Source organism: Microcoleus sp. C2D2 (assembly GCF_036702495.1).
Classification (GTDB): domain Bacteria; phylum Cyanobacteriota; class Cyanobacteriia; order Cyanobacteriales; family Microcoleaceae; genus Microcoleus.
Window position 1 is genome coordinate 1 of the sequence record NZ_JAUBTO010000137.1, and the last position, 21,243, is coordinate 21,243.

Here is a 21,243-nt window from a genome sequence, read left to right on the forward strand (position 1 = left end):
TTGCCAGCTTACAGCCCCGATTATAATTTGATTGAATTGGTCTGGCATTCAGCGAAAGAATATATAGCACATCGACTGTTTAACTCAGTAGAAGAATTGTCGGACTTGCTACATAGATTATTAAATGAAGGAGAAATGGTTATTAAATGGGATAGAAAAATTAAAAATAAAGGCAATGCTATTTTATCCGGTTTAGCTGCGTAGCAGCTTATCAGGATATTTTTCCACCATCTAGGTCAATTGAGTTGTGCGCGAATGTAATACACTCTTAAGGCTGACAAGAAAGTTTTTTGGGTTGAACATGACCAGTCATTGGTTTTTGTTTCAAGAGTTTCTGGACAAAGGCTTTACTCATATCAAATCGGGCAGCTACTTTCAGAATAGATGTATCACCTTGTTGATATGCTTTAACTATTTTTTCACTCGTCTCGCTCGAATAAGGTTTCATTTTTTCCGCTTATCTACTGAATACAGTGGGTTCCATATAAATGGAATATGCTGTATTGGGACAAGTCATGTAAATGTTCGACCCAGCAAATCCGCAATCTGCCGATTAATGTTGGTCTGGTGAAAACGCCGACTAGCTATCTCGTATGCCGATTGGGCGATCGCGATCGTATACTCAGGTTGGGTATGACAGGTATTAATAACTTCTGCGAGTTGGTGTGGCTTGCCGGGAGGAACCAAAAAGCCATTGATGCCCGGTTCTATTAATTCAATAGCACCTCCAGATTGAGCAGCAATTATAGGTCTACCACACAGCATAGCCTCGACAATAACTCTGCCAAAAGGTTCGGGTGCGGTTGAGGTATGTGTAACTAAATCACAAATTGCCATTAACTGCGGAATATCTGAACGAAATCCTAAAAACTTAACTCTATCTTCAAGTCCTAATTCTGCCACTTGTTTGTGTAATTGCTGGATATAATCCTGCTCGCCAAAGAGCGCATCACCCACTAAAATAGCTATTACCTCTTTGGGACAGTAGGTAAGGGCTTCAATTAAAATATGTTGACCTTTCCAAGGTGACAATCGACTGAAATGACCTACGATAAATTGCCCCTCAAGTTCTAGTTGTCTTTTGAGTTGGCTAATTTTAGAGCGATCGCTCTGATAGACTTCAGGCTCAAAGCCATTGTAGACGACATCGATTATGTCCGAGCGTCCTCCTGCTTCTAGAAAAGCAGCCTGACTTGCTTTGGAGTTAGCAATAACCAATGATGCAAAGCGATTAGCCAAAGTTACAGCTACTTTTAAGTTGGTTGGGCTGAAATGGTCTGTAGATAAAATGTCATGCAAATGATAAACTAGAGGGCGACGACTCAAAAAGCTAGCTAATGCACCAACAACTAGAGCTTTTTGCGTGTTGGCGTAGATCAAATCGTATTGACGAGCTTTTTGAACAACTTTAGCAATCAAAGGCAGTAGCGCGGTTACACTACTTAAACTCTGTCTCAAGCTGCTTTCTTTACGAACTTTGATCGCTTCAGTCGCTAACACCTCAACGGGAATTTGCTGTTGCTCTAGTAATTGCCTAAAAGAACCATCTACAAATAAGCCAACTAGACAGCTATCTCGATAGGGTTTGGCAATATCTATTAGGCAAAGCTCGGCGCCACCAGGCTTACCGCTCTGGTCGAGAAATATTATTTTCATCCGTTTTTTTCCCTAAAAACTTTTCCATATATTCTACAGGAATTACGCAATTTTTCAAATATGAAACTATCTGTAGTCGTAAGGTGCTGTGTGCAAAGAACTCTACAAGTACAGTCCGGGACCCAAGTTTCACAATTAGTCAGAATCTCTACTCTCACCAAGCCCTACATAATCCGTTCATAATGAAAATATGGCGCACCCTATAAGTCGATAGTCCTGTGCCAGTTGCGTAAATCCTAAAGTAGACTCTGTGCCTAATCCCTATGCTTGTCAAACTGAGGTGAAACTCCGCTCTTGCTTAGGCTGTATCCTCCCAAAATCCTTAATTTTCCCTATAATGACAAGCATAGGGATAAGTCTGATTCTAATTGTTTTTATCCTCAGGCTAACAACACTTTTCTAACTTTTTGCGCGATTGTTTGCCAATCGAAATTTATAGCAGCGTATTCCTGACACGCTTCTCTAGAAGGCATGGGTACTTTTCCAGTTAGCAGTTCTTTCAATCGCTCAGCAATAGCTGTTGCCTCACAAGAAGCAGTAATCAAATTTGGTGAAAACGGCTCTAAAATTTCTGGCATTCCACCAACAGGAGTACATAGCGCTGGAGTGCCGCAGGCGAGGGATTCTAGCACGGATAATCCAAACCCTTCTAAAGATTGGCTCGGCATCACACTTAGGTCGGCGGCTTGGTAAGCTATAGGTAGTTGGTCATCGGGCAAAAAGCCGAGAAATTTAACGTTGTCATTGAGTCCCAAATCTGTTGCTTGCTGCTCAAGAACCGCTTGTAGTGGCCCTTTTCCAGCGATCGCCAACCAGATATCAGGAATTTGAGGTTTAATCATCGCTATAGCGATTAACAGCTTATCGAGTCCAACTCGATGCACTAAGCGACGCGCTGTAAATAGAATCGGGCGATTTTGGGGCCAGTCGATCTGCGTGCGGGCTTCAGGGCGCGATCGGTTGATTTGAAATCGCGAAAGATCGACACCGCCGGGAATTACGTGAATTTTGCTCCAAGGAACTTGATATTCTTGATGTAAAATCTCACCAAATGCTTTGCTCAGAACAATAAATCGATCGCAACGACGATAGACCCTTTGTTCCATCCCATGCTTCAAAAAAACACTCAGCTTACCAGAACCCTCCTGCTTAGATTCTAATGCCCAAGGTCCGTGAAAGGAAAAGGTAACAGGAACCGCCCTAGGTAAAAATTGCAAAATAGGCAAACTATATAGTGCAAAATGTAAATTGATTGCATCAGGTTTTGCATATTTTCGCTGCCCAAAATTGGAGCGAATCAACCAAAGCCGTTCCCAGAGTCGATGATCTGGTTCAGCTAAATTAGTGAGTTTGACGCCAGAGTTGGACTGAGTTTCTGGTAGACCTACTCCACACAATTCAACTCGATCTTGACTTGCTGCTAATTGATGCGTAAGCTCATATACATATCGATCCAAGCCTCCCGGTGTTTTCGGAAACCATCCGATCCCGACGCAAAGAATATTTGCTGCTGTAGCAGCAGGGTTACTTGTGTAGTTGTCCACTTGGTTGTTTGCAAATATACATTAAATTTACTATAACTGAGACATCCTGATTATAGCTGTATATTTTTGAGTGAGATTATGAAGAATCGATTCCTATTGCTAGTAAACAAATTATGGCAAAAACGGCGATTATTCATCCCAACAATGAATCATTTCCTCAATAATTTTAAGCCGATTGAGAACGATCGCCAACATTGCAGGATGAGTTTCCGAGCCAAGGCGATCGCAGGAGTCATAATCTCTACTGTAACTGCACTGTCTGTAGCTGCACTGTCTGTAACTTCAAACCCTTTACCCAATATCTCTTACAAAACATCTTGGATCGGTAACACCTTTGGCGGTGGCAGTAAGTGGGTACAAATTCAAATCGCTGCCATGTACGTGGGGAACGACGGAACGGTTTATACCAATAGCGTGTGGGATGAAGCGGGTAGAGAGGCAGGAATTTATAAAGATGGAGATGCGATCGGCAAAGCTACTAATCTTCATGGATGGGGAAGAACTGGAGGGGAAGCAGTCACGGCCAATGGTAAGTACCTTTATATCGCCATGACACAGGGGGCAATAGACAGGAGGGTTATTCAGGATTATCCCCCTTCTAAAACAAACTGGTATTGTGTGAGACGCTACAACTTATCTGGGGAGCCTGCTCCCTTTGCAGGTGGGCGTGGTTATGATAAAAGTATGTTAGTTATTAGCACCTCCGGTCAAGTAACTGGATTAGCTCATACTGGCAGCGAGCTTTATGTCAGTGATAGTGCTGCCAACCGCATTCGCGTCTACGATGCCGAAACTATGGCAGAATTACGCAGTTGGTCAGTCGATCGCCCCAAACAAATAGCTGTAGATACTCAAAGTAACCTATGGATTCTACAAGCGAAAGACGCTACTAATCCTCCCAAGATACTGCACTATTCCAAGACAGGAACTTTATTGTCCAAGAAAATTACGGATGTTGTAGACCCTACAGCCCTAGCTATGGATAATCAAGGCCGACTGTTGGTTGCGGAAAATGGCCCCCGTCAACAAGTGCTGATCTACAACATCACAAGTACACCCACGTTGGTTGGGACTTTGGGCAGTGAGAGGGGGATCTACTCAGGAACACCCGGAGAAGTTGGAGACCTCAAACTCGGAGGTTTGACGGGGGTGGGCACGGACGCAAGCGGAAATATTTATGTGAGTCTTGATGGTTTTAATCGGTCAGGAACGGACTTGAGGAAGTTTAATGCAAGCGGATCAATGCAGTGGAGATTGCTGGGCTTGCAATTTGTAGATAATGCCGATGCCGATCCTGGGACTGACGGAGTGGATGTGTTTACCAAGAACGAACACTTTGTCATGGACTATAGCAAAAGCAATGGTCAGGAATGGAGTTATAAGGGATATACCGTAGATAAATTTCGCTATCCAGACGATCTGCGGCTACAAGAAACAGTACATGGGGCTACCTCGGTCTTTGTGCGTCGCATTGAGGGAAAGCATTTTCTTTATCTCACCGGAATGTTTGCCGATCGTCTCGCCATTTACCGTTTTGATGGAGGGATCGCGGTTCCCAGCGCAATCTTCTCTCACGAGCATTCTAAGTGGCCGGCTAATCAGCCAGCGGTAGGAAGCTGGCTATGGCAGGACAAGAACGGGGACGGCTCTATTCAAAGCGATGAATATGAAAGTCTAGGTGCAGAAGATGATTCGATTTGGGGTTGGGAAGTTGATAGCAAAGGGGATGTTTGGCAAGCTAGTGAAGCTGGCTACATCAAACATTATCGCTATCAAGGATTGGATACTCATGGTAGTCCAATTTATACTAGCGCCGCTTCCGAAGTTATACCCATGCCAGCACCGTTTAACAAGCTCTTAAGAGTCAAATATTTTCCTGATACAGATGTCATGTATCTAGGAGGCTATACAGTCGATCGCCCACACACAGGTGAGGAATGGGGAATAGTCGGCACGGAGATTGTGCGCTACGACAACTGGACAAAGGATAAAAAACTACGCTGGCGCATAACTCTTCCCTACGATCCGGAAGCCAACCCCATGCTAATTATTAAGGCAATGGATGTGGCAGGCGATCGAGTATTTGCCGTTGATTCTAGAAAAGCTGAAGTATATGTGTACGATACCGGGACAGGAGCTTTTGTCACAAAGTTAACCCCTGGTACAGAGGTGGCCGGTGAGAGTGGCTGGATTGATATTCCTTATGCACTGCGCGCTTATCGGAAAGCAAATGGTGAATATGTGGTATTTGTAGAGGAAGACGCAAAAGCCAAGGTGATTATGTATGGGTTTACCTCAAACAATTAAGTAAATCGAGCAAAATCAGTATTAAATCCTCGTTTACCTGCTGTGATTTCTAACTAAGGTTATTTTCGTTTTTTTACGCTTATCTAATTTAGAGGTATTTGATGCGCATATTACATATTCTCAACGACGTCCGAGAAATCGGTAACGGCATTGTCAATGTGGCAATCGATCTAGCCTGTTTGCAAGCCAAAGCAGGTTACCAAGTGGCGATCGCTTCTGCTGGTGGAGAATATGAGGAATTAATGGCACGTTATGGTGTACGGCACTTCAAACTCGATCAGACGCGGACACCGATCAATCTACTTAAGGCTACTGCACGTTATCGGGCGATCGCACAAGAGTTTCAACCTGATATCGTCCATGTTCATATGATGACGGGAGTGGTACTGGCGCGTGCTTTAAGAGTGGGATTTGGATACGCTGTCGTCTCTACAGTCCATAATGAATTTCAGCGCAGTGCAGTGCTTATGGGTTGGGCTGACCGGGTTATTGCGGTCAGTAAGGCGGTTGCCCAGTCGCTGGAGCGGCGCGGTATTCCTCAAAACAAGTTGCGGGTAGTCAATAACGGCACGCTAGGTAGCCCCCGCACTCGCCAACTGAAAGAATACCAACCGATGCCACTACAGCGACCCGCGATCGCAACTGTGGCGGGGATGTATCGGCGCAAAGGGATTGCTGAGTTAATTAAGGCTTTCGCACAAATTGCTGCGGATTTTCCAGAGGCCCATCTCTATCTGGTGGGGAATGGGCCAGACCGGGAAATGTTTGAGGCGCAAGCACAAAGTACAGCCGTGAGCGATCGCATTCATTTTGAAGGCTTCCAGTCTGAGCCGCAGCGCTATCTGTTAGCTACTGACATCTTCGTACTTGCTTCGCACCGTGACCCTTCCCCTCTTGTTATCCCAGAAGCTCGTGAAGCAGGATGCGCCATTATTGCTAGTGATGTGGATGGCATTCCTGAAGCGTTGTCTGGAGGGCAGGCAGGTATGCTGGTTCCGCCCTCTGATAGCCAGAGTCTCGTCGCAGCTTTATCTCAGTTGCTTAGAGATCCCAAGATGTTGCATAGGTGGAAAGACCAAGCCCAACAAAATTTGGAGTGGCTAACTACTGGGCGTGTTAATGAGGAAACCTTGGCAGTGTATCGTGAGTTGACTTCAAAGGATATGTCAACCTAATGGATTACTTTTCATCAAGAACGGCTACTAACTAACCGCATTAAGTTTAACCGAGTTTGCCAGTGCGTTGATGCTGGTGGTACTTATTCCCAGCTATGGCAATGCCTAAAAAGCCCCAGAGAACTGCTCCAGAAAATCCAAGCATCGCGCTACCCACAGGTAGGGTCATGAAACAACCGATACTGATGGCACGGGCAGCAGCCATAAAAGGATCAAAGCGGTACTCAGAATATTGGAACAGGTTATAGAGAAGTAGAAGAAGACCACCCAGGTAAAAGACGGCTCCAAACCACCCTAATGTAAAAAACAGATCCAGAATCCCACTGTCAATGACAACCGGCTCCAGCTTACCATCCTTTGCAATGAACGTATTTCCTATTCCGTTACCTAAACCGTTAGTCAGAGCGCTGTTAAGACCCTTTTCATAGATATCCTTCCTAACGTTCGCGCTGTAATCCTTATCTAGATTAGAGAAAGTTTGAAGACGAGTATTGATGGTTGTGGCAAATGGCTCTATGATAACTAAGGGAACAACACAGACTGCCATTATCAGAATGGTAACGAGCAGGCGCATTTGAAGGTGGGCCTTTAGTGAAGCCATAAGGATAAGAAGTCCTAGGAACCAAGCTCCCCACAGAGTACGTACCATTGTTAGTAGAAAGGCGAGGTAGCCAGCCCCAGCGGCAGGAATGCGTAAAGCATTTTTACTCGTGAATAACAACAGCAAACCTGCCATCATCATTACGGAAAAAGGTCCAGGCGATGGCATCGTACTCCATATCCGGAGCTTAAACGGTTCAGGAACGCCAAAGCTGGTCAGTTTTGTACTGATCAGCCAAAATCGATCCCACTCAGGAACCAGTAAGTATTGCGCTACTCCATAGGCTCCTGTAACCAAGACACCCCAAAGGAATACACGTTGAATGTTTTGGCGGTATTCAGGATAATCCCGCCAGTTAATAAATAAGTAGAAACCGAAGGGGATAGGAGTTAACCAGTCTAGAAGTCCCCGGAAAGCCGTAATCGGTGAGGTATTAATTAGTCCAACGAGAAAGCCATAAACTACACCCACAAAGGCTAAGACAAAGGGTAAGCCATCTTGAGGAGACACTTTAGGTAGGTGTTTTAATAAGGTATGTAACGTTACTAACGTTACCAAATACTGACTTAACAGTACCAGTCGCAGTGGATCGAAGCTACTACGATAATCAATTACACGAGCAACAAACGGCGCTAAGAACCATAACCACCAAGCGAAACCCATATAGAGGATGGGATACCGCCGATACAGGAACACACCTACAGCAAACGAATCTAGTACGATCAGGGGGCGCAGAATACTACCTGCACCCACCATAGCTAGTGCTGTCAAAACCACTAACCCCAAGATTGCCACCCAACCCTTTTTCGAGGATGGGTCTTGAGAAGAGCTAACCGCCGAAGAGATGTTTAAAAGCGTTGGCCCAGTACTCACAAAATATCTCCACGAAAAAAACTCACCTCGAGACCCTATCTAAATGGCGATCGCTTCGCCGCGCTTGGCTTACCCACTGTCGCCAAGTCCGCCAACCCTGCCAACGCCCCTTAAGAGATGCTAGCCACTTCTGTCCTGCTAGGGATTCTTCGCTAGGCAAAAATCGCAACCATTGTATAAAACCTAAGGATTCCTGCGTTCCAACCAATACTGCCCACACAAGGAATATAGCGCGTCGTATAGGTGATAGGTATTCCAGCAAAGCTAGGGTTTCATTGTGTACTGAATTGAGCAAAACCTTATCATTCAATCTGGTGCGTTGATCCTCATCAAAACGTTTTGCTGGATAGTGATCCACTGCAACCATTGGATCATAGATAAGCCTCCAACCGGCTCGCCTCAACGCGAAGCAAAACACCATCTCAAAGTTGACTTGGGCTCCTGTGCCTCGCATACGCTCATCAAAGCGAAGTCCTGCGCCTGTAATCGCACTCCGACGGTAACTCATGTTTACACCCTTAAGTATATCTACTTCACGGGCTGTTCCTACACCTCTGTGATGGTTACCAATTACGCGCCCAAACCACAATACTTTACCCACTTTTTGGGCATCACTATGGTCTAGTAATTTGTTTTCCCAGTATACCCAGTCTCGTCCACCTACGCCACCCAAATGGTCATCTGACAAATAATAAGTTTCGATACGTTCTAGCCAATCATTATGAGGTGCAGCATCATCGTCAGTGATAGTGATGATATCCCCTTTGGCTTTATCCAGTGCAGCGTTGAGAGCAGCAACTACCCCAGGAACCTTGACCATGACAGTATGAATTGGCAGGGGGTCAAAGTTTGATTCTTTGAATAATTCCCAAGTCTCGCTATCGCTGTCTCGCACTACCACGAGTACTTCATCAGCAGCACGAGTTTGCTGTTTTATGGCTTCTAGACAACGAGTTAAGTCTTTTGGACGATGGTAGGTGGGAATGATGGCAGTGATGGTCATCATAAATTATTACTGTATGTACAGAATTAGTACCGTTACGATTTGAATTGGTTCTAAGGTTGTGATTGTAAATTCAATCTCTAGTGGGTTTACGAGCCAAGTGATTATTGTCAAAGCAAGCTACCATGCGATTGACGTTTTCCAAACCAAACAAAGCGGTATGTGCCTCCTCAAAAGCTCGCTCACTTAATTGATATTCACGAATTCGTGAGATCCCTTTACTGAGATCGGCAGTGGTCAAAGCATCACTGTTTATTCCTAGCTGATAGGTGCTAATAATTTCTGCCAAACTACTATCACTGGGCGTATGTGCCAATATCGGTCTTTGTACTTGTAAATAGGTGGTTACTTTTGTTGGTAAACTTGTCTGTCTAAAAACAGAAAATGCTCTTCCAAAAGGATACATTGCATACAGAAAATGACATTTGGATAATTCAACGATCGCCTCATTTTCATCCAGTTCTGGAATATCTACAATGAGTTGAGAAAAGTCTGTAGGCAAAAATCTACGGTCTGCACCAATCACAATAAACTTGACACATAATCCTTTCTGGTGACCATAATTTTCCAAAGCTTGACAAAACAAACGAAATTCATTTGCAGAGTAAATAGAACCTATATGACCAACGACCAATGTATTTGGTTCTATTGGCTTTGGCTCCAATTTAGGTAAACTAGACAGATAACGATGAACAACAACAGAGTCAACACCCAACATTTTCTGGTAGTAGCGATGCATACTTTCACTGACTACATCCACTGAACTAACAGAATGCATCGTTTCAGCAAAAAGTTTTCTTGCTGGATTTAATAGCCATCTATAACGACGGGTTCTGCCAAACCATCCACCGACCAGATCGTCGTGTATTGTTAAATGCACTGGAATGTTGATTCTCTGAGCGATTTCTTTAGCAACTAAAATCCCATCACTGTGTCCAACCACCCAGTAAGCATCAGCTTTGAGGGAAATAATTTTGTCTATTATCCTTTTTAATTGTTTGGTTTTCACTCCATGCCAAAGTAATCCACTGTTGATAATATCTTTAAGAAATTCTCCTCCCATCAAGCCTTCTCCCAACCATTTTGCTCCTGGAAAATTTACTGCTTTTTTAGTTATATAAAGCCATTCAACATCAATTCCTTCATCTTTTAATGGCGAAATCAAACTTCTCAAAATTACCGAGCCACCACCTACATTCGGCAAAAAAGTTGTAATTAGCAAAACTTTTTTCATGGAAATACTAACAATACTATAAAAATTACAGGGTCTTGTTACTCTTGCAGCCGTTTTTGGTTCCAACGTGTATCACCACTTTGGCCAAAGAAGGCAGCTCGGCTATTATTAAAGCGGATTCCAGGTATATAGAGTACACGAAAGCCAGTATATTCAAATGGCAATTAAACCTTAGTGTACTTCATGAACGTGGAATATGCTGTATCAACGCCGTGAACTGCCCAGCCTTGTGCTGAAAAATATGCACAAACTTCCCAACCAATTATACCTGATGACCCTGTGATTAGAACAGACTTAAAATTCATAGTAAGCTTCCTTAAACTGTTTAGAGATTTACTTGCTCAACTGCTCAAATAGATCCACATAGCTTTGTGCCATCTTATTCCAGCTATGCTGTTGCGCGATCGCTCTGGCGGCTTGACCCATTTGACTCCTTAAATTGCGATCGCCAGCCAGAGGTAAGAGCGCCTGTGCCAAAGCCTGAGCGTCGTCCGGGTTCGGCAAAACTACCCCTGATTCTGGTGTAACCAACTCAGCCGCACCCGTTGTACTAGCCGTAATCACAGGTAGACCAGCAGCCATCGCTTCGATAACTACCAAGCCAAACGGCTCATAACGTGATGGAAATACCAATAAATCCACGGCTTTCATGAGTTCTGGTACATCAGTCCGGTGTTCCAGAAAATGTACCCTGTTCCTCAAGTCTAGCGAAGCGACTAGCTGCGGATAGGTCGTCCCTGTCGTTGTCCCTGCAACCACCAATTGTAACTCAGGAACCTGTGCTAAGGCACGTAGTACTGTATCCAAATTTTTACGAGGAGTTTGAGCGTTTCCAGCAAACAGTGCAAGGGTCACACCCTCAGGCAAACCCCAGGTTTGACGTTTAGCTTCTCCTGGAGAAAACTCTTGTAAATCTACACCGTTCAAAATTACCCGAATGCGTTCTGGCGGTACGCCAATTTCTACCAGTTCTCTCTCCACCTGCTTCGATACCGCTACGATCGCTTTCGCCTGAGTGAAGGCTTTCTTTTCCCAATCAGCATTCAAAGTGGTGTAGAACCAGTTGTAAGTGCTACGCAAGCTCGGATGCTGTTCAGAACGATTGACTGGCGATCGCAACCAGGAACTGTGGACAAAATGCACGGCATTAACATCTCCCCCAGCCGAAGTAATTGCACCATTGAGTTTGATTAGGTCAAATTCTTTTTGGTGCCGATTTAACCACCTAGCACTTTGCACCGAGAAAGCCATTTCACGGAGAAGTTGCACTGGATATCCTTTAACTGAAATATAAATCCATTTAACCTGGCTGTGCTTTTGCAATTCTAGGTCTATGCTACTTGCTAATAAGGTAACATGATAACCGCGCCGAATAGCTTCCCAGGCAACTTCATAGTTAACCCGACCTTGACCGTCACCCTTAATAACACTATGCGTTACAATGCAGATTTTCATCAGAATCCTCTTAGCAATTTAGTGGGCGATCGGAGGGTGCGATCGCATCTTCAAACAGATAGTAGCAGTTGGCAGATTGAATCAGCTCCCTATCGTTTCGCTATCAATAGCTTGAGCCGTAAATAGGTAGCTTTACTAACTCAGTATTTGTCAATTTCTGGAGGATGAGACTATCTGTTTAACTCCAGAGGTTTGAATTTCCTTTCACAAATTTTCTTAGATGTATATACCAATTGGTTAAAGCGCTAGCTATTAAGCCTATTATTTTAGGTGGCCCTGAGATTTTATAATCAGGGATATCAGTCATTCCGATTGATTTAGCATACAGGCGACAAGCCTCCCAATCAAACCCCCAGATATCATCTAACCAAAAACGACGAACTCCATATTTATGAAAATACTTAAGCACTTCAAAATCTTGCCAACTATACTTTTGGTTGATCACAGTCTTCATATCAATTCCTATATCTTCCCAAGCAGTGAACCACTCCGAGGGAGATGGAGAAAGCTGCAATTTACTGTAGCCCATGAACAACTTATTTGAGTCATACTTCTTCCTTCGAGTAAGTACAAATCCAGTAGATAAAAAATTTTCTATAACACTGTAGAGACGGAACTTAGAAGCTTGATTTCCCGGACGAATCATTGAATAATGAACTATTTTTACATCGTGAATATATAACCTATGACCATAATCAGGTACCGGAATTCTGATACTATGTATTCGTGTTGGTTTATGTTCTATTCCGTCATCTACATAACCAATAGGCCAAGATATATCATGTCTTACACATTGATTGGGGGTTAGATACAAATCTGGCTTTTCAAAACACAATACTGTTCCTGGCGTTGCTTTCAGCATCGATTGCCAGCCTAGTGTTTTGGTAGCGGAGGCAGCTAGTATTTCATCAGCATCAAGAGCTAAAAGTATCTTATGTTCTGGAACTAGTTCTCTGGCTGTATTAATCAATAATATTTGCCTCTCTGCCTCGTCATATTTAGTAGATTTATTGTCAATAACTATCGCTTTCGGATAGTTTTTGCAGATATCTTTGCTCTCATCGGTGGAGTTTTGATCTGCAATAATAATGCAATCAGCAAACTGGCTTGTAACAGCTAGAAATCGATCGAGAATCCATGCCTCATTTTTGACAGGAGTAATTACAACTATTTTGGGAGTCTGATTCATTATAGGGCTAGATAGGTTTTCTGGTTGAGATGTAAAAAACCGAGCTTGACAAAAAGCTGGATTGCGGTCAATTCTGTTTCACGAACTATTTAAATCGGTTATAACAGCATGAGCCTAGGGAGTAGCTGAAATCTAACGGAGCAATTTTCTATGGTTTTGCGAACAAAGCCTTTATTTCCCGTAAAGTTAACAATTTATCGTTTAAAATTGGCACTTTTCGCAATTGTCGAATTCCCTCGCGAGTTATTACCTTCCCAGTCGCCCGCTTCCACGAGAAATCTGGGGGACAAGGTTTTTCGTTTCTGATGACGGCTTCTAGAAGAGAAGACCAACGTTGTACTGTAAGATCGCGACTGAAATTATCCCTAACCCATTGAATTCCATTTTTGCCCATTTGTCTTGATAAATCTGGATGAGAAAGCAGTTTAATTAGTGTACCAGCAAGGTCATTCTCTGAGTTAATCAAGATACCTGTTTTTCCGTTATTGATAGTTTCTTTATTGCCTCCTATATTGCCTCCAACTATAGCTGCTCCCAACGCTTGGATTTCAAGCGAACTGACACTACAACATTCAGCAAGTTCAGTTCTTGAACAATTTGGGTTGATAACACCAATGCTGGAAGATGCAATCACTGAACGAAGAGTTATCGGCGAAGAAAGGCCAAGAAATGTAACTCCTTTACTTTTAGCCTCCTCGATTGTGTCTCCAAGGTATGGAACTATGTAGGAGAGTTCAAACTCTGGTTCAGCAATCCCTAGAGGACCGAGTTCTGAATTCCGATCGTAAAGTTGAGCACTCCCCAGAACAGTCAGTGTAGCTTCCGGAAAAACTTTGTGAACGCTGGGCCAAGCCTTTGCCAAATGTTGAAAGCCTTTTGCTGGTTTAAGGGCTCCCAGGTAACAAACCCCTAGGGGATTACGTTGTATAGGGGCATAACTCTTCAACAAATCCCAATCGATACCATTATGCACAAAATCTATTTTATTAAACACAGGATAATCTCGAACATTATCGGTCTGAGCCACTGAAACACAAACAACTCTACGAACACACTTTAAACTAGAAAATAGATTTGCCATCTCAGGCCAGGGACCATTCTGATCCCAGACAACACAGGGTTGGTTAACTATTTCACACTTCCTTGCACCAGCAATTGTTTCCCGATCGTGGCGATTGCAAAAAACTAGAAGCTCGACCTCTATTTGCTTGGCTTGAATAACAGCGGCTTCGAGATCGTCTACTTGAATATGTTTTAATCTTTCAATTGGAGTTTCTGCTGCTTGTGTTGAGAAGAAAAATACTTCATGACCATTAACTGCCAAATCATAAGCTAGGTGTAAAGCTTGGGAATCAGTTCCGCTTAATCCAATGTCTCCGACAAGAAATTCATTCCAATCCCATCTCCCTAAGTGACTTAAGTTAAAGTAGAAACCGAGTTTCATATTATTTGCTCCTTGCTTTGTTTTATTTTAACGGAGGCAGAGATTAGTCTAAGGAGAATAAATACCAGCCTCAGAACTAACGATTTTCACCAAACTCCAGTAAATATTTAACATTTCTTAAACTAACCTGTATCCTTTTTAAATTGGTATTTCAGGTATTTCAGTCTTACGAGGTCCATAAATCAAGCCATATATTGCGGTAACTATATATACAGTTAACGCCGATAAATTCGTAATTATTCCGAAATAAATAACGTTAATAGTTGTACTCAAATCTATTACCATAAGACAACCTATTTGAGTAAGCATTACCATGACAACATAAACAAAAGTTGCCCACCAGTAAACCCATTTGCGAACACCTTGCATCGTTAGCATAACAGAGCCTATATAACTTATAGATGCTCCAACAACCATCCAACCAACCTCAGTTCTTAGGTGATAATATTTAGAACCTAATACCCATAACAAGGGTTGTGGAAACATAAAGGAGCCTATGCTTAAAACCAGAGAAATGGTAATTGCAGCTCCTAATATCTGGCAATAACGACGAACAAGATCCTGGCGTGCTACCTTCGCAATGTAAGGTGCAATAACCACTCCATTGAAGGCTGACAGGATCAAGAATAACTGACCAATACGTCCTAAAGCACCCACTTCAGCAATACTTTTAGTTTGACCAAACAAGCTTATTAAAAAAACTGAAATTTGTCCTTGAAAGGCGGTGAAAATAATTCCTGGAATGAGTGGCAAGAGATAGTGCTGCATTTCGCGGTTGATGTTTAAATTACTCTCTATAGGCTCATGAATCAGGCGCGTTGAATCTTTACGAAAGAAAAAGCCTTGCACTACAACCACCGATGAATTAGCCCAGGCTGCTGCCCAAGAAGATAATGCTGACCCAAGGAAAAGGCTGAAGCAAAGCACGAGTCGAACGCACGCGCTAATAATTTGAAATTTATATAGTTGCTTAAGTTGCTGATGAATAAGTAGTGGTACTGAGTAATAAGCAGCCCAGCCTTCAAAAAATAAATAATTTACGACCGCTCCAAAGAGTAATAGTTGCGTTGTCCAGTCCCAGTTCTGCTTAGATGTAACAAAAGCAAAAGCGATCGCAGATAAAGGGATCAGAATAGCAAGTAATCGGTTGCGAAAGTGCTTTGCAGAGCGAATGTAACTGCCTACGACTTCTTTGTCAGAGCAGCGGTCTCCTATGAGTGCAATAATTGAGCCAGAGCAGCCCATATCAACAAGCATATTCAATGTGCATTGAAAACCAAATGCAACACTGAACTGAGCATAGGCTTCAACACTCAACCAACGCAGCAATAACAATCCAGAGATCAGATTGATTACTTGTACAGAACCTTGCCCAACAAGGAAACTGACAATGAGAGTGCTCCAACGTTTAAACCTAGAATATTTCACAAACTTCAATTAGTAAGTGTGGACAACATACACGCTGATACGGGTGCAATGCGAAAAATTTAGATAAGCTGGAACAAGGTTAAATAGCATGAGTCTTTGTGAGGAAGTAGGGATGAACTAATAAATTCGGCAGCAGAAGCTTTTTAAATTGAAGATGCAGTGTTTATCTACAACCAAATCCACCTCATGTGAATTGTTTCCCTGAATCTGAGCTTCTGCAATTTCCCATAGACATCTCCCAAACAGCCTGTGCAGGGCAGGCAGGATGTTAACTCCACAAGAATTATAGGAAATGTCTAATAATGTACTCACCTATTGTTAACTTTCCGAGCCGAGCCTTACGGCCTCAGATAGAGTCAAAGGACAGAATGAATCCCTCAAGCTAATCTCACCCCGTAGCACCTGGAACAACTGTGGTAACTTATCCACGTTGTACTTAGACATCCAACGAATTAAAAGTGTAGCACGAGAATCCTCATTAGCTAGTGTAGTCGGAAACTTCTGAAGCCGGAAGAACTTACCTCCTGTGCCAATGTACCATTGCCTAGGCAAAATCGGCTCTGGTGAATACAGGTAGATCAATATAGCTGTCGCCAGGATAATCGGAGTAAGTAATAAAAGCAAAAGAAAGGCCGCAATTGAGTCCATCCATTGCTTGGGCTGGAGACTAATCTGACCTTGCTTGTGAATTTTTTTTTGAATAGTCCCCCGTAGAAACACGGGTTTGTTTGCTTGCTCGCAGGCATCTGCCCAGAGCTTCAGCGTTGTCTCACCCAGAGTTGGATGCAGGCCAACCTGCCGTACTGGAGATTGTTTCAAGCATTCTACTAGCTGTTGCTTAGTCTCAAACGCCGAGATGTAAGGCTGTTTGGTCTGTTGTCCGAGACTGACCAATAACAGTCCCTGTCGCCACTTAAGAATGCAGTGAGGTAAGTAATGGCTTGAATGCTGTTGCTCTAGAGAAGAATACATCTTTAAATTTGACAGTCTTGAGTTGGACATAGGTTCTGAATTACCTGACGCTAATATTAGTGATTATTTTTGCTATAATAGAATAATTTATCAATCCCAACCTATATCTAAAGGAATTACTTAAGTAAAATCACCCTTCTGTAGTAACACACTTTCACAGCCAGTGAATACTTTGTAATCTTTTTTTCATAAATATAGAAATATATTAATATACTGTTGACAAAATACACAATCTATGTATAAAAGGACGCGAATAAGTGATAGAGATCGCCTGACGGGGTGACAACCAAATTGAAAGGCTTGGCATCGCAAGCTTTTGAGTTGAGCGCTCTCCAGAAAGATCAAAGCTGGCGATCGTCATTTTATATGGTGGGGATCGTAGAGAATGAGGTTGAAGGGCGATCGCAGCCCAGGAAAATTATCAATAAGCTTGTCAAGAAACCATCACTTTTTCAGGATTAAAAAGTTAAGTAATAGGCTCAATCATTAACCCATTAAGCTTTTAGAGGCGTTGTCAACCCGTCAGGTCGATCGCTCAACCGAGCCGCCGAGCTTCTGTTCACCGAAACATTTCTATGACTTGACACTGGCTCTGTTACTCTTTTTGAGACTAATACCACCATTCGCGATCACCCCGATCGTATTTAACTTGTTCAGCATGGCTGTAGTCTCAGTAAGTGCAGTTTTTGTCACCCGATCAATGCGTGTCACCAACACTACCCCCCGGCAACAGGATGCAACCAGCAGAGCATCTACCATCCCTAAAACAGGAGGTGCATTCAGCAGAACTAAATCATAAGTCTGCTCAAACCCTGCCATTAATCTCTGCATTTGAGGAGAACTTAACAGATTTACTGGATCTTTGGGTATTGGCCCGCAAGTCAAAATATCAATATATAGGTCTAAGGCTGGAATATGACTGGGTATTGGCACTTTAGCGTTACTTTCCAGCAGAGTTGAAAGCCCATACTCATTAGGGAGATTGAGCTGTTTATGCAGCATCGGCTGACGAAAATCAGCATCAATTAGCAGTACCCGTTGATGTAGACGCGCAGCACTAATTGCCAAACCTAATGCGATTGTTGATTTTCCCTCACCATCCAATGCTGAGGTAATTATCAAAGGACTAAAAGTCGAACCAGAACTTTGAAGTTGAATGTTCTTATAAATTAGGTCAAACGATTCCCAAGCAGGTGGACTATGAATTACTTCAATCGTGCAAGGCGCCATACCTTCCGGCGTGCCGAAAGGTAGCTTGATTATTGGTTCGCTTGCCCAAGCGGCGGAAGTTTGCCGCTTGCCTAATGGTAGCTTAATAATTGGTTTTTTCTGCTTCACCTGCGGTAGCTGTGGAGTCATTCCTAGTAGTGGCAGGGGAACCAGTCTTGTTAATCGATCCGAGCTATGAACAGAATCATCCAACATATCGCGAGCAAAAGCCACAGCAACACCCAAAAACAACCCAACCACGACACCTAGCATAATGTTCTGCCGTTTTTTGGAACTACTCTCTATACCGGGCTGCGGTACTTCGACAACTTGCCAATCAAATCCACCTCGGGCAATTTCCAGACTTAAGTCCTGTCGTGCTTTCTCTAACTGTTGAAATGTTTCACGCTTGAGTTGAATGTCTGTTTGTAGACGAGTGTACTTAGCCAAGAGATTAGGAAACAGATCGAGTTCTACACGGAGCTGCTGCTCTTTTTTTGCCTGTGCTTCGTCGCGTGCACTTAAGCCCTTTAAGTTTGTCTGAACCTCCAGAAGCTTAGTAGCGATAGTTAAGTCAGTTGCACCGAGTTGCCTTTCTTTCAAAAGGCTTTCTCCCGTACCCGGGAGCTGAGCAGAAACTTCTGGTGTAGCACGTTGCCCTTCTGCTTGCAAGAGACTTAGTTGCTTGTTGCGCTCCGAGAGTAGCTTTTGAATAACTGGGTTTTTGTCAGTGAAGCGTATTCGTTGCTGGGCGATGGCTAAATCTGTCTTTTGGATTTCGTTGAGTAAGGCTTGATAACGAGAAGACTGACTTAGCCGTGCTGCAACGAGCGCTTCCTGCGGAGAACTAGCAAGCTGCTGCTGCAAAGAGTCGTATTGAGCCTGAAGATCCCTTCTAGTCGCCTGGTTTGCCCGTCGCTCCTGCTGAATGTTGTTAATTGCCTCAGTCAGAGCTTTTGCTTGTACTTCAGGCTCAATCAGATTTTGATTTTTGCGAAACTCTTCTAAGGTCGCCTCAACTTGAGCAACGTTCTTACGAACCTTTGGTAATTGTTGATCGATGAAGGCAAGGCCTTTAGTTAAACGTAGTCTCTGCTGTTCTCGGTTGTAATCCAGATAAACCCGTTGCATTATTTGTAGCACTTTCTGGGTTTGAGTCGGATTATTTGCCGTGTAAGTTACTTCAAAAATCTTAGTCTCGGTTTTTGCCTTCTCATCCGCCACTTGATTGACGGCTAAGGATTTTTTAATCTCCTCTACCTCGATATCTGGGTACTCAGGGCGAAGCAATTTTACCGCCCTTTGGATGAGCAGAGAACCTTGCATCAGACTAAGCTGAGTAGCATTGTCTATCTCAACATTAGAATCAGCAAATTTATTCTCTGTTTTACTGTCTTTTTTGCCTTGATAATTAGATTCTACCAGGAGCTGCAGTGAGCTTTTATAGGTAGGCTTTTCTTTCAACGCTTTTATAGTGGCAACAGACAATACAATACACAAAACACTTAGCAACCAAAAGCGCCTGCGGATTAAAACTGCAAACAGTTCTCCATAGCCCGCTTCTGTTTCAGCAATTGAGTTTATATTGTTTTCAGTCACTTCTACGCCTCGCTAAGAAACCTATTAAACTAAATATATTTATGGCTGATGATGACCGCAAACTTCCTCAATCACACCATCTACTTTTTTAAAAAAAACTTCTTCGGAAAAGTTATCGATCGCATGATCTCGGATTTTTTCATACTCCCATGTAATCTTACTGGATTCCACTAATGCTGTGTGAATCGCTTCAGGTGTCTGTAGATTGAAAAAGACCCCTGTCTTACCTGGTATTTGAGTATCTAATACACCACCCTTACCATAGCAAATTACGGGCGTTCCACTAGCATTAGCTTCCACTGGGACTAAGCCATAATCTTCCAACGCCGCAACAATAACACCACGAGCTTTAGACATCAACTGACTACGTTCTGTATCGCTGACATAACCTAGAAATTTAATATTTTTTAAAGCTCTAGACTCAAGACGCTCTCGCTCGGGGCCATCACCCGTGATCGATAACTGCCATCCCAGCCAATTGAATGCTTCAATAATCAAATCGATACGTTTGTAACCAAGAAGACGAGCTGAGGTCAAATAAAAGTCCTCCTTATCTTTGGAAAAAATAAATTTATTGATATCAATAGGATAGTTAATAACAACTGATTTTTTTCCATAATATTGCTCGATACGACTGGCAACAGTGCTGGAATTAGCAATGTAAAAGTCAGGCTCCTGAGCTGAATCTAGATCTGCTTTTCTCATCCGCTGAAAAATCGGTTCCAGCATACCCGAAACATTTCGATAGGTAGCATAGTCTCGAAGATAAGTTGTGGTATCCCACAAAAAACGGGTGACATTGTGACAGAAACAAATATGTTTGGCTCCTGGTCTTTTTCGCACAGCTTTAGCAAAGCCCGTGGTACTGCTGATAATCAGATCGTAGTCTTGTAGATCCAAGGCTCGAAAGGCTGAAAAATAGAATGGAGCCATTAGCCTAAAATTCTTACTTGCCCCTGGAACCTTCTGAAGTACAGTTGTACGAACTTCACGTTCGCCTAGATCAATAGTTTGTTTAGGTTCGTACAGAGACGTGAAAATATCAGCATTGGGGTAGCGTGTACACAGCAATTCAAATACACGCTCTGCCCCACCGGGCTGTGTTAAGTAATCATGGACTAGGGCAATTTTCATAATACTCTCTCTATTTTAGATCGTCCGACACCGATGATGCCGTTGTACAAATACGTGTTCTTTCACCCTTCCTAAATCGCGTTATCAATTCAACCAGATAGCGAAAGCACCCAAGGTAAATCGCGCCGAGAAAGTGGGTTACAGGCTAGACGAACGTATCGCAATCGCCCGATACTGCTTCAGTTGGGGTCATCAGTTTTCAATTCCGTTGACGATCCTTGTAGAAGTGGCGATCGTCAGCAGGAGGGTTAGATCGCTTGCCCCTAGGCGGAACTACTGGTTAAAGTCGATTACGGAGTTACCCCCCTAACTTCTCCTTCAGAACGGAACGTGATACTTTAGCATAAGCTGCGGAGCATCTAAATTGAATACAGAGACGGGCTCTCCTGCCCGTCCCACAAGAATTGTAGAAAAATTGAC

Annotated in this window: 17 protein-coding genes; 4 read left to right on the forward strand and 13 right to left on the reverse strand. The window is 43.2% G+C overall.

Features of this window, described 5'->3' with window-relative positions:
• Positions 1–204 (forward strand): transposase (locus QUB61_RS30635; RefSeq protein ID WP_333190262.1); only part of this gene is annotated, 204 nt, incomplete at its 5' end.
• A gap of 64 nt (positions 205–268) precedes the next feature.
• Here the strand turns inward: QUB61_RS30635 and QUB61_RS30640 are convergent.
• The 3 genes from QUB61_RS30640 to QUB61_RS30650 all read right to left on the reverse strand — a co-directional run bounded on the left by QUB61_RS30640 (position 269) and on the right by QUB61_RS30650 (position 3,200).
• Positions 269–448 carry a hypothetical protein gene (locus QUB61_RS30640; RefSeq protein ID WP_333132617.1) on the reverse strand — a complete coding sequence of 60 codons (180 nt, stop codon included), beginning with the start codon at positions 446–448 and terminating at the stop codon, positions 269–271.
• A 65-nt stretch (positions 449–513) separates the two neighbouring features.
• Positions 514–1,656 carry a glycosyltransferase gene (locus QUB61_RS30645; RefSeq protein ID WP_333132616.1) on the reverse strand — a complete coding sequence of 381 codons (1,143 nt, stop codon included), beginning with the start codon at positions 1,654–1,656 and terminating at the stop codon, positions 514–516.
• 380 nt (positions 1,657–2,036) lie between these two features.
• Complete coding sequence (locus tag QUB61_RS30650) at positions 2,037–3,200, reverse strand: glycosyltransferase family 4 protein (protein ID WP_333132615.1); 1,164 nt, start codon at positions 3,198–3,200, stop codon at positions 2,037–2,039.
• A 144-nt stretch (positions 3,201–3,344) separates the two neighbouring features.
• On the opposite strand from QUB61_RS30650, the gene QUB61_RS30655 reads away from it, so the two are divergent.
• Both QUB61_RS30655 and QUB61_RS30660 read left to right on the forward strand, forming a co-directional pair.
• Entirely contained in the window at positions 3,345–5,507 is a 2,163-nt protein-coding gene (locus QUB61_RS30655) for a hypothetical protein (RefSeq protein WP_333132614.1), read from the forward strand.
• A 101-nt stretch (positions 5,508–5,608) separates the two neighbouring features.
• Positions 5,609–6,682, forward strand: a complete 1,074-nt coding sequence (locus QUB61_RS30660; RefSeq protein WP_333132613.1) for a glycosyltransferase family 4 protein — start codon at positions 5,609–5,611, stop codon at positions 6,680–6,682.
• A 46-nt stretch (positions 6,683–6,728) separates the two neighbouring features.
• Here QUB61_RS30660 and QUB61_RS30665 read toward each other — a convergent pair whose 3' ends face one another.
• The 8 genes from QUB61_RS30665 to hepC form a co-directional block, all read right to left on the reverse strand.
• Positions 6,729–8,054, reverse strand: coding sequence for an O-antigen ligase domain-containing protein (locus QUB61_RS30665; protein WP_445300280.1), 1,326 nt, complete (start codon positions 8,052–8,054; stop codon positions 6,729–6,731).
• A 124-nt stretch (positions 8,055–8,178) separates the two neighbouring features.
• Positions 8,179–9,162: a glycosyltransferase family 2 protein gene (locus QUB61_RS30670; RefSeq protein ID WP_333132612.1), complete on the reverse strand. Its 984-nt coding sequence runs from the start codon at positions 9,160–9,162 to the stop codon at positions 8,179–8,181.
• A gap of 70 nt (positions 9,163–9,232) precedes the next feature.
• Positions 9,233–10,393: a glycosyltransferase gene (locus QUB61_RS30675; protein WP_333132611.1), complete on the reverse strand. Its 1,161-nt coding sequence runs from the start codon at positions 10,391–10,393 to the stop codon at positions 9,233–9,235.
• A gap of 333 nt (positions 10,394–10,726) precedes the next feature.
• The gene (locus tag QUB61_RS30680) at positions 10,727–11,848 is read right to left on the reverse strand and encodes a glycosyltransferase family 4 protein (RefSeq protein ID WP_333132610.1); all 1,122 of its coding nucleotides are present in this window, start codon (positions 11,846–11,848) and stop codon (positions 10,727–10,729) included.
• A gap of 178 nt (positions 11,849–12,026) precedes the next feature.
• Positions 12,027–13,037, reverse strand: a complete 1,011-nt coding sequence (locus tag QUB61_RS30685; protein ID WP_333132609.1) for a glycosyltransferase family 2 protein — start codon at positions 13,035–13,037, stop codon at positions 12,027–12,029.
• 148 nt (positions 13,038–13,185) lie between these two features.
• A complete protein-coding gene (locus tag QUB61_RS30690; protein WP_333132608.1) occupies positions 13,186–14,481 on the reverse strand; it encodes a glycosyltransferase family 4 protein in 1,296 nt (431 codons plus the stop codon).
• Between the two features lie 138 nt (positions 14,482–14,619).
• Positions 14,620–15,909: a hypothetical protein gene (locus QUB61_RS30695; RefSeq protein ID WP_333132607.1), complete on the reverse strand. Its 1,290-nt coding sequence runs from the start codon at positions 15,907–15,909 to the stop codon at positions 14,620–14,622.
• 318 nt (positions 15,910–16,227) lie between these two features.
• Positions 16,228–16,911: a heterocyst development glycosyltransferase HepC gene (gene hepC / locus QUB61_RS30700; protein ID WP_333132606.1), complete on the reverse strand. Its 684-nt coding sequence runs from the start codon at positions 16,909–16,911 to the stop codon at positions 16,228–16,230.
• A gap of 249 nt (positions 16,912–17,160) precedes the next feature.
• Here hepC and QUB61_RS30705 point away from each other — a divergent pair, with 249 nt between their 5' ends.
• Positions 17,161–17,343 carry a hypothetical protein gene (locus QUB61_RS30705; RefSeq protein WP_333132605.1) on the forward strand — a complete coding sequence of 61 codons (183 nt, stop codon included), beginning with the start codon at positions 17,161–17,163 and terminating at the stop codon, positions 17,341–17,343.
• 111 nt (positions 17,344–17,454) lie between these two features.
• Here QUB61_RS30705 and QUB61_RS30710 read toward each other — a convergent pair whose 3' ends face one another.
• Both QUB61_RS30710 and QUB61_RS30715 read right to left on the reverse strand, forming a co-directional pair.
• The gene (locus QUB61_RS30710) at positions 17,455–19,689 is read right to left on the reverse strand and encodes a polysaccharide biosynthesis tyrosine autokinase (protein WP_333132604.1); all 2,235 of its coding nucleotides are present in this window, start codon (positions 19,687–19,689) and stop codon (positions 17,455–17,457) included.
• A gap of 39 nt (positions 19,690–19,728) precedes the next feature.
• The gene (locus QUB61_RS30715) at positions 19,729–20,823 is read right to left on the reverse strand and encodes a glycosyltransferase (RefSeq protein ID WP_333132603.1); all 1,095 of its coding nucleotides are present in this window, start codon (positions 20,821–20,823) and stop codon (positions 19,729–19,731) included.
• Positions 20,824–21,243 lie beyond the last annotated feature (420 nt).

Bases quoted from the DNA above. Each gene is read 5' to 3' on its own strand.
- QUB61_RS30640 (WP_333132617.1), bottom strand. From the start codon at position 448: ATGAAACCTTATTCGAGCGAGACGAGTGAAAAAATAGTTAAAGCATAT.
- QUB61_RS30645 (WP_333132616.1), bottom strand. From the start codon at position 1,656: ATGAAAATAATATTTCTCGACCAGAGCGGTAAGCCTGGTGGCGCCGAG.
- QUB61_RS30655 (WP_333132614.1), top strand. From the start codon at position 3,345: ATGAATCATTTCCTCAATAATTTTAAGCCGATTGAGAACGATCGCCAA.
- QUB61_RS30660 (WP_333132613.1), top strand. From the start codon at position 5,609: ATGCGCATATTACATATTCTCAACGACGTCCGAGAAATCGGTAACGGC.
- QUB61_RS30670 (WP_333132612.1), bottom strand. From the start codon at position 9,162: ATGATGACCATCACTGCCATCATTCCCACCTACCATCGTCCAAAAGAC.
- QUB61_RS30675 (WP_333132611.1), bottom strand. From the start codon at position 10,393: ATGAAAAAAGTTTTGCTAATTACAACTTTTTTGCCGAATGTAGGTGGT.
- QUB61_RS30680 (WP_333132610.1), bottom strand. From the start codon at position 11,848: ATGAAAATCTGCATTGTAACGCATAGTGTTATTAAGGGTGACGGTCAA.
- QUB61_RS30685 (WP_333132609.1), bottom strand. From the start codon at position 13,037: ATGAATCAGACTCCCAAAATAGTTGTAATTACTCCTGTCAAAAATGAG.
- QUB61_RS30690 (WP_333132608.1), bottom strand. From the start codon at position 14,481: ATGAAACTCGGTTTCTACTTTAACTTAAGTCACTTAGGGAGATGGGAT.
- hepC (WP_333132606.1), bottom strand. From the start codon at position 16,911: ATGTCCAACTCAAGACTGTCAAATTTAAAGATGTATTCTTCTCTAGAG.
- QUB61_RS30715 (WP_333132603.1), bottom strand. From the start codon at position 20,823: ATGAAAATTGCCCTAGTCCATGATTACTTAACACAGCCCGGTGGGGCA.